This is a genomic window from Bifidobacterium pullorum DSM 20433 (assembly GCF_000771405.1).
Lineage (GTDB): Bacteria > Actinomycetota > Actinomycetes > Actinomycetales > Bifidobacteriaceae > Bifidobacterium > Bifidobacterium pullorum.
In genome coordinates, this window is sequence record NZ_JDUI01000003.1 from 65,019 (window position 1) to 80,269 (window position 15,251).

The 15,251-nt window shown below is 65.1% G+C and carries 11 protein-coding genes and 1 riboswitch; of the genes, 5 read left to right on the top strand and 6 right to left on the bottom strand.

Annotation, left to right across the window (positions count from 1 at the left end; genetic code table 11):
• Positions 1 to 5 precede the first annotated feature (5 nt).
• Both OU11_RS02750 and rpmB read right to left on the bottom strand, forming a co-directional pair.
• Positions 6 to 2,549, bottom strand: a complete 2,544-nt coding sequence (locus OU11_RS02750) for an ATP-dependent DNA helicase RecG (RefSeq protein ID WP_033514378.1) — start codon at positions 2,547 to 2,549, stop codon at positions 6 to 8.
• A 351-nt stretch (positions 2,550 to 2,900) separates the two neighbouring features.
• Positions 2,901 to 3,095, bottom strand: coding sequence for a 50S ribosomal protein L28 (gene rpmB / locus OU11_RS02755; protein WP_033505414.1), 195 nt, complete (start codon positions 3,093 to 3,095; stop codon positions 2,901 to 2,903).
• A 353-nt stretch (positions 3,096 to 3,448) separates the two neighbouring features.
• Here rpmB and OU11_RS02760 point away from each other — a divergent pair, with 353 nt between their 5' ends.
• On the top strand, positions 3,449 to 4,564 hold the full coding sequence (locus tag OU11_RS02760) for a PfkB family carbohydrate kinase (RefSeq protein ID WP_081963407.1): 1,116 nt from the start codon (positions 3,449 to 3,451) through the stop codon (positions 4,562 to 4,564).
• A gap of 189 nt (positions 4,565 to 4,753) precedes the next feature.
• Here the strand turns inward: OU11_RS02760 and OU11_RS02765 are convergent, their stop codons facing one another.
• The gene (locus tag OU11_RS02765) at positions 4,754 to 7,240 is read right to left on the bottom strand and encodes a tetratricopeptide repeat protein (protein ID WP_052122570.1); all 2,487 of its coding nucleotides are present in this window, start codon (positions 7,238 to 7,240) and stop codon (positions 4,754 to 4,756) included.
• Positions 7,241 to 7,412: 172 nt separating this feature from the next.
• On the opposite strand from OU11_RS02765, the gene OU11_RS02770 reads away from it, so the two are divergent.
• Positions 7,413 to 8,756 (top strand): MFS transporter, encoded by a 1,344-nt coding sequence (locus tag OU11_RS02770; protein WP_081963408.1) that lies wholly within the window; start codon positions 7,413 to 7,415, stop codon positions 8,754 to 8,756.
• Positions 8,757 to 8,957: 201 nt separating this feature from the next.
• Here the strand turns inward: OU11_RS02770 and OU11_RS08760 are convergent, their stop codons facing one another.
• Positions 8,958 to 9,617: a L,D-transpeptidase gene (locus tag OU11_RS08760; RefSeq protein ID WP_052122571.1), complete on the bottom strand. Its 660-nt coding sequence runs from the start codon at positions 9,615 to 9,617 to the stop codon at positions 8,958 to 8,960.
• A gap of 168 nt (positions 9,618 to 9,785) precedes the next feature.
• Here OU11_RS08760 and OU11_RS02780 point away from each other — a divergent pair, with 168 nt between their 5' ends.
• Positions 9,786 to 11,213 (top strand): aspartate ammonia-lyase, encoded by a 1,428-nt coding sequence (locus OU11_RS02780; RefSeq protein ID WP_033514379.1) that lies wholly within the window; start codon positions 9,786 to 9,788, stop codon positions 11,211 to 11,213.
• Between the two features lie 289 nt (positions 11,214 to 11,502).
• Here OU11_RS02780 and OU11_RS02785 read toward each other — a convergent pair whose 3' ends face one another.
• Positions 11,503 to 11,817, bottom strand: a complete 315-nt coding sequence (locus OU11_RS02785; RefSeq protein WP_033514380.1) for a DMT family transporter — start codon at positions 11,815 to 11,817, stop codon at positions 11,503 to 11,505.
• Between the two features lie 10 nt (positions 11,818 to 11,827).
• Positions 11,828 to 11,891, bottom strand: a riboswitch (guanidine-III (ykkC-III) riboswitch).
• Between the two features lie 156 nt (positions 11,892 to 12,047).
• Here OU11_RS02785 and OU11_RS02790 point away from each other — a divergent pair.
• Positions 12,048 to 13,271, top strand: coding sequence for a DUF2974 domain-containing protein (locus OU11_RS02790; protein WP_033514381.1), 1,224 nt, complete (start codon positions 12,048 to 12,050; stop codon positions 13,269 to 13,271).
• 14 nt (positions 13,272 to 13,285) lie between these two features.
• On the opposite strand, the gene OU11_RS02795 is transcribed toward OU11_RS02790, so the two are convergent.
• A complete protein-coding gene (locus OU11_RS02795) occupies positions 13,286 to 13,924 on the bottom strand; it encodes a sugar O-acetyltransferase (protein ID WP_033514382.1) in 639 nt (212 codons plus the stop codon).
• A 141-nt stretch (positions 13,925 to 14,065) separates the two neighbouring features.
• Between OU11_RS02795 and OU11_RS02800 the strand changes: the two genes are divergently transcribed.
• Positions 14,066 to 14,731 carry a TetR/AcrR family transcriptional regulator gene (locus OU11_RS02800; RefSeq protein WP_033514383.1) on the top strand — a complete coding sequence of 222 codons (666 nt, stop codon included), beginning with the start codon at positions 14,066 to 14,068 and terminating at the stop codon, positions 14,729 to 14,731.
• Positions 14,732 to 15,251: the final 520 nt, after the last annotated feature.

Consider the following 15,251-nt stretch of genomic DNA (forward strand, 5'->3'; position numbering starts at 1 on the left):
CGACGTCAATTGCTGGTCAGATACGTCTCGTTGCCCCGGGTGAAGTCCAACACGGCCCCCGCCAACTGCACGTCACCGGAGAGTTCCGGATCGTCCCGCAACAGCGTACGCGCCCTGTTCCGGGCGTCCTCGATCAGCGGCGCATCCTTGACCACACGCAGCAGTTTCAGGCTCGACCTGCCGCCGGATTGCGCATCCCCCAACACATCGCCGGCCCCGCGCAGCAGCAGGTCCGCCTCGGCGATCGCCGCACCGTCGGTCGTGTCGCGAATCACCGTGAGTCTGCGCTCCCCCAAGCTCCCCGGTTGCGCCTGCGAGACCAGAAACGCCCAGCTCGCAGTCCCGCCACGGCCCACGCGACCACGCAGCTGATGCAGCTGGGACAGGCCGAACCGGTCGGCATCGAACACCACCATGCAACTGGCCTGCGGCACGTCCACCCCCACTTCGATCACCGTCGTCGATACCAGTATCGGGGTCTCGCCGTTCGCGAACCCCGCCATCACCTGTTGCTTGGTCGTATCGTCATCACGGCCGGTCAACGTGGCGAACCGGATACCCGCGAACTGGGGCAGCTTCGCCAACCGCTCGGCGATCTGCATCACCGTATGCAACGGGCGCGGGGGGACGCCGCCCGGCGCCGTCGACGAAACAGCCGACACGGAATCCACATCATCCAGCAGATCGCCGTCTGCGGCCTCATCGGATTCGTCGATGCGGGCGCACACCACATACGCGCGCTCCCCCGCGTCGATACGCTGGCGGATATGCGCGAACATCGAGCCCATCAGACGGCCGTCGGATTCCGGAATCACGAACGTGCGGATCGGCTTGCGCCCTCCGGGCAGTTCGGACAGCCAGGAGAGGTCCAGATCACCGAACCAGGTCATCGCGGCGGTGCGGGGAATCGGGGTGGCGGTCATGAACAACAGGTGCGGGGCCTTGCCGGACAGCGATTTGCCGCGCAGGCTCTCACGCTGCTCCACGCCGAACCGGTGCTGTTCGTCGATGACGGCAAGCGCCAGGTTCGGCGCCTGAAAGTGCTTGGAAAACGCGGCATGCGTGGCCACCACGATGCACGGCTCGCCGCTGGCGGCGGCCGCGAGCGCGCGGCGGCGGGCGGCCAGCTTCATGCCACCGGTCAGCAGAATCACGGGCGGGACGGTTTCACCCTCCACGTGTTCGGCCAGACGTCCCATCATGTCGGACAGCGTGCGGTGGTGCTGTTCGGCGAGCACCTGCGTCGGCGCCACCAGCACGGCCTGTCTACCGGAACCGACCGCCTGCAGCATGGCGGCGAGCGCCACCACCGTCTTGCCGGAACCGACCTCGCCCTGCAGCAGACGCTGCATCGGGCGGTCCTTTTCCATATCGGCGGCGATGGTGTCGATGACCTCGCGCTGGCCGTCGGTCAGGTCGAACGGCAGTGAGGCGATCATGGCGTCGCGCAGGGCGGTGTCAGGGCAGGGTTCGGCGGTCGAATGGCTGGCGTGGGCGCGGGCCTGCAGCAAGGCGGTCTGGCAGATGAACGCCTCCTCGTAGCGCAGGGTGGCGATGGCCCGGTGGAAGTCCTCGGTGGAGATCGGGTTGTGGATGTTCAGGAACGCCTCGGCGCGGTGCATGAGGCCCCTGTCCGCTCGGATCGGTTCGGGCAGGATGTCGGGGATGGCGCGGGCCAGGCCGGCCAGCAGGCGGGCGCGGTCCTCCGCGGAATCCAGCGCATTGGTCTCATCCGACGCGGCATCCTTCCCGGAGCCTGACACATTCGGAGCGGCCCCACCCGGCACAGTCACGTTTCCGGACTCTGACACATTCACACCGGCCTCACCCGGTACGGACTCAGACACATTCGGAGCGGGGATCTCGTCGTCACATTCGGCCAGTAATCGCAGAAAACCGAGGATCGAGTCGTGGATGTGCTCGCTGGAGATGCGGGAGCTCGCATGGTAGACCGAGCGGGGGCGGCAGACACGCGTCAGCCCCTCTTCGACGGTTTCCACGTCATGTCTCGCAGACCCCGGTTCGCACAAACTGGCGTTTGCCGAATCGAAGGGTTGATTTTCCGTAAGTACAAATTTGTACCTCGAAGTAGTGCGAACCGCCACCGTCAACACTTCGGGGTGGGTGAACTGCAATTGGTCGTTGAACACGCTCGGAGTGCCGGCGATCACCACAACGGCGCCCTGGTGCAGCCGGCCCTTCATCCATTCCAGGTACTGCTTCTTATGGGAGAAGAACACCAGTCGGGCCACGGCACCGGGTTGGCGGCGTGAGGCGGCGAACGCCGAATCGTCGACGACGACCTCCAGCCGGCCGTTTCCCCGCGCGCCCGACGTGGCCACGCGCACGCCGCGGACCTCCGCCGCGAACGCCATCGGTTCACCGACCTTGGCTTCACGGACCGCGCGCAACGGCACCGGGTCGGTCACACGGAACGGGTAATAGGTCAGCGCGTCACCTACGGTGAGCACGCCGAGCGATTTGAGCGCACCCACACGCCGCTTGTTCGTCATCACCGACGCGATCGGAGTGTTCAGGGTAACGTTCATAACCATCCATTCTCCCCACCCAGGCCGACACCCCGCGCTCCATCCTCCCACCCCGTCCTTCCGGACTCCGGCACATCGTGACCGTGACGCAATTCCCCAAACGTCGAGATTCCGAGGATTCGCAACATCACGGCGAAGGCCGGAAATGTCACTGTCCAGCGGCCAGGCTTCCTAGACTCCGGAACATCGTGACGACCTTTGGGATACCGCCACTCCTGTGAATAGATCAGAGTCACGATGGTTCAGCGTCACAAAACGGGGACGGAACGGGCGTGACCGGACGGGGCGGGATATGCGAAGCCCCGGAGCGCTTGGAGCTGCTCCGGGGCTTCAGAAGCGTTAGCGCGTGATTCACGCGGCGACGCGAGCGACCTTACCGGCCTTCAGGCACTTGGCGCACACGCGGACGCGGACGTTCTCGCCGTCGACCGTGGTGCGAACCGGCTGCAGGTTCGGACGGAAGGTGCGCTTATTGCGGATATGCGAATGCGACACGGTGTAACCGGTCTGCGGTCCCTTGCCGCACACTGCGCAACGAGCTGCCATAATGGACTCCCTTAATACTTGCTTGCAAGTCTTTGTTCAGGCACGTCTGCCAGAACACAACTTCACTAATATAGCCCCTATATCCGACAAATCGCAAACACAGCGTGTATCATGCCCCACCCGCCGAACGGCTCCGGCACGGGCGTCAATCCGCCCGTCATCCCCATCGGTAGCCGGAAAGGCGCGGCATCCGACAAACTCAGCCCTTGGTGAATCAACCTTCAGAACGAGTGCAGTCCGGCAGCGACACGCTAATATCAAAACAACGGCAGCGTCTTTTCAGGGAATATTCATGCAACGGCGATACAACAGATGAAATCAGCGCGAAGGGGTGCCCGGGTAAGGAGGCAACGATGTTCGACATTCGCACGGCGTGGCGGCGACTGGCCACGAAGCTCTCCGACAAGCCTGACGATTCAGGCGTCACGGCGGAGCCCGTCCCTGCCGACGGGCAGACGCCCCCGGACGAGCCCCATGCCGCACGGGTCGTCTCGCTCGGCGAGGTGTGGGTGGACATCATGATGGAGGTCGACACGCTGCCCGTAACCGGCGGGTTCGCCGCGGCGCGCAGCACCGTCCCCACCGTGGACGGCTCATACCGCGCGCTACTCGCCTCGCGCCTGATGGGAACACCGACCGCCCACGCCGGTATCATCGGCGCCGGTCCTTGGGCCTCCATGGTCCGGCACGCCTTCTACGAGCATGACATCACGCATATCGGCCCCGACCTGCTCGACACCGACACCGGGTTCCGCCTGGTGCTCAACGACGCCAACGGCGGCAAGACGTTCATCGCCACGTACGGCGCGGAATCGCAGGGCGGTGCGGACACCTTCGACCACGTGGACCCGCAGTCCGGGGACGTGATCTCGATCAGCAGCAACTCGCTGATGGACGCCACGGCCGAGGGCGTCGACGCGTTCGTCCGCAACGCCGGCAACAACCCCGACCAGCGGCCGTACCAGATCGTGGTCAGCCCGACCAGCGCCCTGGACCGGGTCAACGACCGGCTGCTCGAGGATCTGGTGCTGGCCAGGCCGATCTGGACGTGCAACCGTCAGGCCGCGGCCAAGCTGGCCGAACGGCTGGGCGCGCCGTTGGACGAGGTGCCGGTGACCGTGGGTGGCACGTTCGACAACGAGATGAAGGCGCTGTGCGACAATCTCGGCACGACGCTGCGCGCACCGCTCGTCATCCGCGCGGGAGCCCGCGGCGCCTGGGTGCGCCTGCCCGGCGGCGAGGTGACGCATGTCGACGGATTCCCGACCAAGGCCGTGCATAAGCGGTCGGCCGGCACCGTACATACCGGTGTGATGTGCGCCATGCTCGCGGCGGGCAGGACCCTGGTCGAAGCGACGCGGGTCGCGAACGCGGCGGCATCGCTGTCGATCGAACACAGCGAGAATGGCGTACCCGTCCCGCCGACGCGCGACGAGGTGATGGCGCTCGTCGAACGCGGCGCCGAGTAAGGTGCGCCTGTTGCACCGTTCAACAGTTGAACAGCGTGCGGAAACAGCCCACTTTCCGCCACCTTTGCAACAGGGCCACCGATTCAACAGTTGAACAACGTGCGGAAACAGCCCACTTTCCGCCACCTTTGCAACAGTTGATTACCGTCAACCGCGGCAGAGTGCGGCCGGTTCCACGGCGTCCAAGGATCATCCGGCACGAAGGCTGGCGGCCAGGGAGTCGAAGACGTCGCTGCCACGCAGGTGACGGCCCATGAACCATACCGCCTCATGCGCGAGCATCGGCACACCGGCGTCCGTCAATCCGACCGCGACCTGAGCCAGCACATCCAACGTGCGCTCGGTCGGCGCGACCGGAATGGCGGCGGCGCGCAGCACCTGTTCGGCCTCGCCCACCGCCATCGGCGGGCGCATATCGCCGGTCTGCCGGCGCAGCTCCGCCAATTCGTCGCGGGCGGTCTCTGTCAGGGCGGAGTTCGGATCGCGCGCGGCCATGGTGTAGCAGGCCACCGCCTCGTTCGTCCGCCCGATGCGCCACAGCGGATACGCCAGCCGGTAGTACATGTACGAGATGTCGCCTGGCATCAGCGCCACCTGGAGCCCCCGAGCCAACGTCTCCACCGCCTGCGCGTATTGCTCCCGTTCGGCATGGCACACCGCCACCTCGACGTACGCCCGTGCCGTGGTCGGCGCAAGCGCCAGGCACTGCAACGCCTCGGCTAATCCGCGGTCCGCGTCACCCTCCTGCCTCGCGAACCTCGAGAGCCACAGATGCGCCCCGTACGCCGCATCAGGCGCCTTCCAATACCGGGTGTCGGCCGACCGCAATGGTTCCGTATCCGGCAGGACCGCATCGCCGCCCATGCCGGAATCCAAAGACACAATCAGCCGGTCCAGAGGGGAGGCGCAGTACAACGGCAGCCGCCCCCGCTCATCCAAACCGATCTCGCCGATGCGGCTCAGCACCGCCTCCAACTGCACCGACGCGACCAGCGGCGAGTCCTTGTTCTCCTGCAGGATCGCCCGCACCTCGTCGTTGCCGACGGGCGCATCGTCGTGCATCACATCCAGCTCATCCACCGTGTCGGCGCGTAGCAGTCCCCGCAGCGGCTCGGGCAACGGACGACGGTCGTTCCACACCTCCCCGCGGCGCTCCGCCGATGAGGGATGCGACGGAAGCGGCGTGATATCGCACAACCCGCGATCGTTCCCGAACCGTACCGCATGACGGATGGGTCGCAGCGCGTTCAGCACAGCCAGCGGATCATCGTCGAACGCCGGACGGTCGAGGCGTCCGTCCTTCAACGGCGGCAGCGCCTCCATCATGAACGGGGTGCGGTCGAATCCCAGCGACAGCACCGGCCGCCCCCGCAGGTCCCCTTCGTGCGCGGTCACGTCCACGGCCATCACGCGCACGCTGGAGGCGAATGCGACCTGCGCCATCAGACCGGCCAATCGCACGGCATAGGCCGCCGCACAGGCCGGACGTCCGGCGCGGGCGTCGTACCAGCCCTGTTCCCCCATGCGGGAAGCGGGGAAGACGTTCGGCGATGGTACGGTGAACCGCAGCGTCATCACCCCGGCGTCGAGATCCATATCGAACCGGTATTCCAGCCGGAACGGCAGCTGCAACCGTTCACAAGCGTCAACGAATCGCGTGGAAACATCCCAGATGCCACCGCGGACGCCTTCCGCGTCCCGAATGGTACGGTACGGGTTGTCGGCGCGCCCGCGCTGCGACACCACCCCCGCATTGCGCGAAATCTCGCGCAGCGCCCCTTGGGCGGCCTGCGCGCAGAACCGTTCGTCGAACGCGTGGAGCATGCCGGTGCCGCCGTCGGCCGCCCCCGCCGCCCACTCCACGAACCACAGGCGGTTCAGCGCCGCTTCAACGGCGAGCAGCGTGGCCCGCTGCCCCGGGGATACGTCGTCGTCGAACCGCAACCAGAACAGCGATGTGGAGCCCAGTCGAATCAGCGTCACGTTGTGTTCCGCGGCGATGGCACGCACGTCGGCCGCCCCCGCTTCCACCAGCTGGCGGGCGGCGAATCGCTCGAACCCGCTCGCCTGCCCCTGCTGGGTGGTGCCGCGCCAGATCAACGCGTCGAGCGCGTCGGGCAGCGGACCGTCCAGCAGGTTGAGGATGACCTCGCCGATACGGCCGCCTCCCGTGCCGGCCGCGACGCCCTGCGTCTGCGGGATATGGACGAAGGTGAGCCAGCTGACCGCCAGGAAGTAGCGCAGCTCCCAGTTGCGGGCGAGGAAGAATCGCCCCGGATCACGCGTGGGGTTGACGAAACCGTATCTCATGTCCCATGTCGTCTGGTATTCGCCCACGATCACGGGTTTGCCGCCGCCGTCCGGAGCCGGGACGCGAATGGCACCCTGCCCCTTCCGATCCCGCCATTGGGCCAGTTCCAGCGACGGGCGCAGACCAGCAAGACCGGGCAGCGGACGGTCGCACGAATAGACCTTGCCGCCGGCGGCCAGCCATGCAAGCAGCCGTACGCGACGGCCGGGCAGCAGCTCGGCCACATAGCCGAAGCCGTGCCCGGGATCGCGGCAGGCGTTCCACACCACGCCATAGGTCACGCCTTCGGGCTGGCCGGGGATGGCGGCCAGCTTGCTCGTCCTGGAGAACAACGGCAGTTTGATGACGGCGGGATCCTGGTCCATGACGACCTCCTTGTCCTCGTATGATGTTCCATCCTAGCCAGTTCCAGCCCACTTGGCGGGCGTCCGACCAACCCGCTCGGCCGAAGGCGGACCGGGAATTCATCCGGCGTTCATGTTCGGACATGCGCGGCGTCGGCGCACCATTTAGGATGAGCAGTGACAAAGGAGCGTTATGGAACAGAACACGCAAGGTGCCGGCAATCTGGCCGGTGCCATCAAGGGACAGGATGCGCCCGAGGCCCTGTCGACCGGCGAATTCCCGGTGCAGCCGGCCGGCAAACTCACCCGCCGCGAAAAGCAGTGGATCGTGTATGACGTCGGCAATTCGGCGTTCGTGCTGCTGTCGACCGCGGTGGTGCCGATCTACGCGAACTCGCTGCTGGAGGCCGCCGGCCAGGACAACATCGTGTCGACGTGGGGGTATGCGCAGACGATCGCTTCGCTGGTGATCGCGCTGCTCATGCCGGTCCTGGGGTCGATCGCCGACGTGCAGGGCATGAAGATCAGGTTCTTCCTCGGGTTCTTCCTGACCGGCGTGGTGATGTGCCTGGGCATGTCGCTGCCACTGGGGTGGCTCGCGTTCCTGATCGTGTACGTGCTGGCCACGATCGGCCTGAACGGCTCGCTCACGTTCTACGATTCGATGCTGATCGACACCACATCGAACGATCGGATGGACAAGGTGTCCTCGCACGGGTACGCGTGGGGCTACGTGGGGTCCACGGTCCCGTTCATCGTGTGCATCGCGGTGATCTTCGGCGGTCCGGCGCTGCTGGGACTGGACACGGCCACCTGCACGCGCGTCTCGTTCCTCATCACCGCCGTGTGGTGGGTGGCGTTCACCATACCGCTGCTGCGCAGCTACCGGCAGATCCACTACCGCACGACCGCCGACCACACGGCCGAGGCGGTGCGCGGCACGTTCCGCGAGCTGGCCGGCACGTTCGGCAAAATCGCGCGCAACAAGTCGCTGCTGCTGTTCATGATCGCGTTCTTCTTCTACATCGACGCGGTGAACACCGTCATCTCCATGTCGACCTCGTACGGCACGCAACTGGGCATCGACTCCACACAGCTGGTGGTGGCGTTGCTGGTCACGCAGTTCGTGGCGTTCCCGTGCGCGATCCTGTACGGGCGGCTGGCCGGACGGTTCGGTGCCAAGACGATGATTGTGATCGCGGTGATCGCGTATCTCGGCATCGTGATGTTCGCCGCGTTCTTCCTCAAGTCGGCCGTGGAGTTCTGGATTCTGGCGATTCTGGTCGGCATGTTCCAGGGCGGCATCCAGGCGCTGTCGCGCTCGTACTACGGCAAGATCATTCCGAAGGACCACGCGAACGAGTACTACGGCTTCTACGACATCTTCGGCAAGACCGCCTCGGTGCTGGGCACGTTCCTGGTGGCCACGACCACGGCCGTGACGGGCAACGCGTCGGTCGGCGTGCTGTCGATCGCGGTGCTGCTGGTGGCGGCGCTGGCCCTGCTGCTCATACAGAAGGACCCGACGGCCAAGTAGCCGTGGCAGCCAGCTCAATCCTAGGATGGTGTACCCGCCGTGGCAGCCAGCCGACCAAACCAACCGGCCGCTCACTTTTTGCTTGTCAGATGTCAAGTACTTGACGATCGGCACGTAAAAAGTGGGTGACAGCAAGCACACGGAACCGCACACCCAAAGAAACGTACTTGACAATCGGCAAGTAAACAGTGAGTGGTCGATTCATGCGATATGGACCGGGGTGCCGGCGGGAAGATGATCGTACAGCCACTTGGCATCGCTGACGGTCAGGCGCACGCAGCCGTGCGAGGCCGGCTCGCCCAGCTTGCGGGCCTCGGATTCGATGTAATCCCCCGCGGTTTCGGTGGTGGGGACGGTGTGGAACAGGTACGTGGTGCCGATGAACGCCACCCACCAATCGGCGCCCTGCTTCTCCTCGGCGTTGTAGAAGTGTTCGCCGCGGGTCAGGATCGTGAAATCGCCGGTCGGCGTGCTGTCGTCCATGCCCGTGCTGGCGAGCATGGTGTAGATGGTGTCCTTCCCGGATTTGAGATATACGCGCTGGTCGGCGATGCTCACGGTCACGGCGGTGATCGGGGTGACGGAAGTGTCCGGATACTCCCCGCCGGAAGGCCCGCGCCAGTCCACGATCCGCTGACCGATGACGCCGTCCGCGTCCATGACGCCATGCTCGGAGGTCTCCCAACTGCCGACCGCGTTCGTCGCCACCGCCGCGGTTCGTTCATCCCCCTCCACGTTCCCCGTATTCGGCACGGCCAGCACGGAGGCGACCGCGGCGACGGCGCACAGCACGGACGCAACCGACAACGCACCGACCGCGCGGCGCGTGACGCGGCTGGTCACGGTGGTCAGATCCGTCATACTATGCGGCCTTCCGAATCAACGGTTGAGGGATTGGGGTCTCATCATATCCCACGTCATTGAGAATCCTCGGCCCGCTCCCCAGCTCTCGGCGTAATCCCCGTTTCGGTGGCTTTTTGCGCGTTTTCGGGCCATGATTGATACAGACGAAACCCATCAGGAGACGCTATGACAGACGCAACCTACCGCATCGAACACGACTCGTTGGGCGAGCTGCCCGTGCCCGCCGACGCCTACTGGGGCATCAACACGCAGCGAGCCATCGGCAACTTCCCGGTCTCCGGCGTCACCGATTCGCAACATCCCAGCCTGATCCGCTCCTACGCCACCATCAAGCGCGCCTGCGCCGAAGCCAACGACGAGCTCGGCCTGCTCGACCACGAGCGCGCACGGCTCATCACGGCCGCATGTCTGGAAATCGAGGCGGGCGAACTCGCCGACCAGTTCCCCGTCGACGTGCTGCAGGGCGGCGCCGGCACCTCCACGAACATGAACATCAACGAAGTCATCGCCAATCGCGCGCTCGAACTAGCCGGCCACCCGCGCGGCGACTACGCGTTCATCCACCCCAACGACCACGTCAACCACTCGCAGTCCACGAACGACACGTATCCGGCGGCCTGCAAACTGGCGATCATCGACGCGCTCGGCCCGCTGACCGAGCAGTGCCGCAAACTGGCCCGCGCCTTCCACGACCTGGCCGACAAACACATCCACGACGTCACCATCGGCCGCACCCAACTGCAGGATGCGGTGCCGATGACCTTCGGCCAGGAGTTCCACACCTTCGCCACGTTCCTGAAGATGGACGTGGCCGCGCTCGAATCACTGGTGCCGCAGCTGGCCGTGCTCAATCTGGGCGGCACCGCCATCGGCACCGGCATCTGCGCCGACCTGCGGTTCCGAGAGGCCTCCATCGCCCATCTGGCGCGCATCACCGGACTGCCGGTGACCGCCGCACCCGACCCGCTGGCCGCCGTGACCGACATGAGCGCGTACATCGCCGCGTCGGCCGCACTGAAGAACCTGGCGATCCACCTGAAGAAGGCGGCGGACGACCTGCGTCTGCTCAACTCGGGCCCGCGCTCCGGCTTCGGCGACCTGCGCGTGCCGCCACGGCAGGCCGGTTCCAGCATCATGCCCGCTAAGGTGAACCCGGTGATCCCCGAATGCGTGGACCAGTGCTGCTTCGTGATCTTCGGCATGGACGTGACCGTGAACTGGGCGGCGGCCGAAGGGCAGCTGCAGCTCAACGCGTTCGACCCGGTGATGACGCACGAAATTCTGACCGGCATGGAGCTGATGGACAACGCGATGCGCATCTTCCGCGAGAACTGCGTGGAGGGCATCGAGGTGAACCTGGAGACCGGACGCCGGTACGCGGAGGGCTCGCCGTCCATCTCGGCGGCGCTGAACGACGCAATCGGCTACGAACGCGCGTCGGCAATCGCCAAGGAGGCCGTGGCGACGAATCGCACGGTGCGCGAGGTGGCCGGTAAGCGCACGGATCTGCCGGCGGAGCAGTTGGACGCCCTGTTGGACCCGATTGCTCTTTCCCGCCGCCTGGGCCAAACCTGCCGCGAGCGCCGCGGCTGAGGCCGGCGGACGGATGGCCGACCTCACCTGTTCAACCGTTGACTTACGCGCTTAGCCGGGCCTTCTGACGCCACCTTTTCAACAGGACCACCATTCAACCGTTGACTTACGCGCTTAACGGCCCCTCTGACGCCACCTTTTCAACGGTAACGGTTTTCAGCTGTTGACTTACGCGCTTAGCCGGACCTTTTGGCACCACCTTTTCAACAGGACCACCATTCAACCGTTGACTTACGCGCTTAACGGCCCCTCCTGGCGCCAACTCTTCAACTGTTGAAAAGTTGGCGGCTCAGGCGGCCAGCTTCAGCCCGACCACACAGCCGACAAGTCCGAGAATCAGCAGCATCTTGACCCACGAGAACGATTCCGCCCCCGTGATCATGCTGTAGCACACCGTAATCGTGGCCCCGATACCGACCCACACGGCGTAGGACGTGCCGACGCCGATGTCGCGCATCGCATAGGACAGCCCGCCCATGCTCAGCACCAGCGCAACCACGAACACAATGACCGGAACAGGCTTGGTGAATCCTTCGGAATGGTCCAACGCGATGGCCCACACCGATTCGAACACTCCAGACACCACCAGCACAATCCATGACATGGCACACACTCCTGGCAAGTCTTGTCGCACACCGGGTACTTGACCATCGTCCGGGAGCCAGAAAAGCTCTGTCCACAGAGTAACACGGTTACGCTGCGAGCGCCCTCGACAGCCGCCACAGACGCGGGGAACCCGAATGCATCAGGGGCTGGAAACGACCGGACACGCGCGCGAATCCGTGCGCACACGGAAGCGCCGCCACTAAGATGGTGGGTTGGAAGGAGGCCGCCATGGCAGGTCAGCCCGGCAACATCATCGACTACGTGCGCACGCGCACGGGGTCGTTCGACGAGCGCCCGTTCAACGACGTGGACGCACTGGTGCTGGCCTCGCTGGCCTACCAGACGATGCCGGACGTGGTGCCCACGCTGGTCGATTGGGAGCGCCGCTACGGCACGCTCTCCGCACGCCTGCATACGCTGACGGCCGACATGTCACATGCCCTGACCGCTCCATTCGCCTCGCTGCGCACGCTCCGGCACCCTCCGTTCCCGGACGCGACGCTGGCCGACGCGGCCGCTGCGCTCAGCCCGCAGGATTTCGACTACAACGCGGGCTATACCGGCCTGGCCGATCCGAAACTGACCGAGATGCTGTTCGCGCAAGCGGCGCGCAACCCCCGGTTCTCGTCGATCCGCGTGGGGGCGGTCGACGAGCAGTTCAGCCGCGAGCATCAGACGCAGTTCGCGGCGATGACGTTCCTCCTGCCCGACGGTACGCTGGCGGTGGCGTTCCGCGGCACCGACACCTCGTTCGTCGGCTGGAAGGAGGACTTCAACATGGCCTTCCAGTACCCGGTGCCGGCCCAGCGGCTCGCGGCCGAGTACGTGGCGCGCGTGGCGCGGCTGTGGCGGGGAGATCTGATGCTGTTGGGACATTCGAAGGGCGGGAATCTGGCCGTGTATGCGGCCGTGGAGTCCGATGACGCCGTGCGCGACAGGATCCGCCGCATCTATTCGTTGGATGGACCGGGATTCCCCGCCGAGGTGGTGCAGGGTGACCGGTATCGCGCCATGGCCGACCGGATCGTCAAGATCATTCCGGATTCGTCGATCGTGGGCATGATCCTGGATTCGCCGGAGGATTGCGTGGTGGTCAAGTCGAGCGAGTACGGCCCGATGCAGCATCTGGCGTTCTCATGGCAGGTGGACCGCGACGGGTTCGTGACCGTGCCGGAGGTTTCGGTGACGTCCCGCGAGTTCAAACGTTCGCTCGACGCGATGCTGGCCGATATGACGCCCGAGCAGTGCGAACGTGCGGTGGACGCGATGTTCAAGGTGCTGGCCGCCAGCGACGAGCACGGTCTGATCGGCCTGGTGGAGGCCGGTCCGAAGACGATCCCAGCCATGTTCGGCGCATTCGTGGATCTGAGCGACGAGGAGCGGCAGCATATCCTGGAGGCCGCCGGTATCCTGCTCAAGGCGTCCTTCCCTCTGCCCTGGCAGTCCGCCTGACGGCCCCGCGGGGCCTACACCTCCCGAGGCCCGAACGGCGCGTTGATCACACGGTCACGCCAGTAATACATGTCGTCATGCTCGCCGATTTCACGGGCCACCCGGCACGGGCTGCCGTAGGCCACAACATTCGCCGGGATGTCCTTGGTGACGACCGACCCTGCGCCGATCACACTGTTCTCGCCGATGGTCACGCCGGGCAGGATCGTCACGTTCGCCCCGATCCACACGCCATTGCCGATGGTGACGGGCAGCGAGTACTGGGTGACGGTCGGCGCCTTGCGCAGGTCGGGGCGGACCGGATGCCCGGTGGTCACAATCGTCACGTTCGGGCCGATCATCACGTCATCGCCGATGATCACAACGCCATCGTCGACCAGGGTCAGATTGAAGTTCGCATAGAACCGTTCGCCGATGAACGTGTTGCACCCCCAGTTCGCGCGCAGCGGCGGCTCGATGTAGGAGCCCTCGCCGATGCCGCCGAGCAGCCGCTGCAGCAGGGTGGCGCGGCGACCGGCCTCGCCCGGGCGGGTGGCGTTGAAGTCGTACAGGAGTTCCAGCTGGGCGCGCTGGGCGTCGAGCATCTCCTCGTCATCGCACAGGTACACATCTCCGGACTGCATGATGTCCAGCACTCGTTGCGGAACCGCCATGGCAACCTCCTTGTCAGCGGGATTGTGCCCATCTTACCCCGCACGACGCCGGGCGGGTTCGCCGTCAGCCGAGCGAAGCCGACGGCTTCGGATATCATATAGACAGCGCGTCTAATTAATATCCAGGTTGGAGATGATGCCATGTCACGACCACGTCACGATTCCGAACTGCTGCCCGCCAAGGAAAGGGTGGAGAACGCGTTCTGGGCGTTGCTGGAGAATCGGGAGTATCGAAAAATCACCGTTACGGACATCGTGCGCGAGGCGCAGGTGAACCGCAACTCGTTCTACTACCATTTCGGCAGCCTCGCCGAGCTCGCCGACGCGGCCATCCTGCGGGAGGTGGAAAACACCTCGATCGCCCAGCTGGTCGACGAAACCATCGACGATGACGGCACCCCCGTCATGAACGACGACGCAGTGCGCGAGCACTGGAGCAAACGCATCAGCGCAGCCCTGAACTCGCCCGAGCACCGCACCAGGCTCAACCATCTGGCGCTACTGGCCGGCCCGCACAGTTCCCCCGAACTCATGGAATCCCTGCGCGACTTCACACGCATGACGCTGATCAGCGCGCTGAAACTCACGCCAGAGGAACTCACGCTGCGCAGCGACCTGACCATCGACTTCGCCGTGGGCGGGATTCTGGCGATTCTCCGCCGATGGCCGGAACTGCGCATGATGAACGTGGCACAGACCCTGTATGACGACGACATCGCCGCCATGGCCATCGGGCTGTACCTGTCGATGTCGGGTGAAGAGGTCCGCGAATCCTGGAAGCGCATCTTCCGACCGGCGAACCGGTAGGGACACGCGCCGGCACAGAGCCAGGCCCGTCCGCCACCTTTCAACACCAGGCAGGCGAGACTGTTGAAAAGGTGGCGCCAGAAGGCCCGGCTAAGCGCGTAAGTCAACGGTTAAATAGTGAGTCCTGTTGAAAAGGTGGCGCCACAAGGCCCGGCTAAGCGCGTAAGCCAACAGTTGAAAACCGTTACCGTTGAAAAGGTTGCGCCAGAGGGGTTGGTTAAGCGCGTAAGTCAACGGTTGAAAAGTGGTCCTGTTGAAAAGGTGGCGCCACAAGGCCCGGCTAAGCGCGTAAGCCAACAGTTGAAAAGTGGTCCTGTTGAAAAGGTGGCGCCACAAGGCCCGGCTACGCGCGTAAGTCAACGGTTGAAAAGTGGTCCTGTTGAAAAGGTTGCGACAGAAGGGCCGGCTAAGCGCGTAAGTCAACAGTTGAACGCGTGAGGCCGGCCGCCGTTGCTTGGGAGCGGAACAACGCCCCGATCACCGCCGACCACGGCGGCACCGTTGCAGCCACGACCATACC

Coding starts and splice junctions, on each gene's coding strand:
- OU11_RS02750 (WP_033514378.1), bottom strand. CDS start 2,549: ATGAACGTTACCCTGAACACTCCGATCGCGTCGGTGATGACGAACAAG.
- rpmB (WP_033505414.1), bottom strand. CDS start 3,095: ATGGCAGCTCGTTGCGCAGTGTGCGGCAAGGGACCGCAGACCGGTTAC.
- OU11_RS02760 (WP_081963407.1), top strand. CDS start 3,449: ATGTTCGACATTCGCACGGCGTGGCGGCGACTGGCCACGAAGCTCTCC.
- OU11_RS02765 (WP_052122570.1), bottom strand. CDS start 7,240: ATGGACCAGGATCCCGCCGTCATCAAACTGCCGTTGTTCTCCAGGACG.
- OU11_RS02770 (WP_081963408.1), top strand. CDS start 7,413: ATGGAACAGAACACGCAAGGTGCCGGCAATCTGGCCGGTGCCATCAAG.
- OU11_RS08760 (WP_052122571.1), bottom strand. CDS start 9,617: ATGACGGATCTGACCACCGTGACCAGCCGCGTCACGCGCCGCGCGGTC.
- OU11_RS02780 (WP_033514379.1), top strand. CDS start 9,786: ATGACAGACGCAACCTACCGCATCGAACACGACTCGTTGGGCGAGCTG.
- OU11_RS02785 (WP_033514380.1), bottom strand. CDS start 11,817: ATGTCATGGATTGTGCTGGTGGTGTCTGGAGTGTTCGAATCGGTGTGG.
- OU11_RS02790 (WP_033514381.1), top strand. CDS start 12,048: ATGGCAGGTCAGCCCGGCAACATCATCGACTACGTGCGCACGCGCACG.
- OU11_RS02795 (WP_033514382.1), bottom strand. CDS start 13,924: ATGGCGGTTCCGCAACGAGTGCTGGACATCATGCAGTCCGGAGATGTG.
- OU11_RS02800 (WP_033514383.1), top strand. CDS start 14,066: ATGTCACGACCACGTCACGATTCCGAACTGCTGCCCGCCAAGGAAAGG.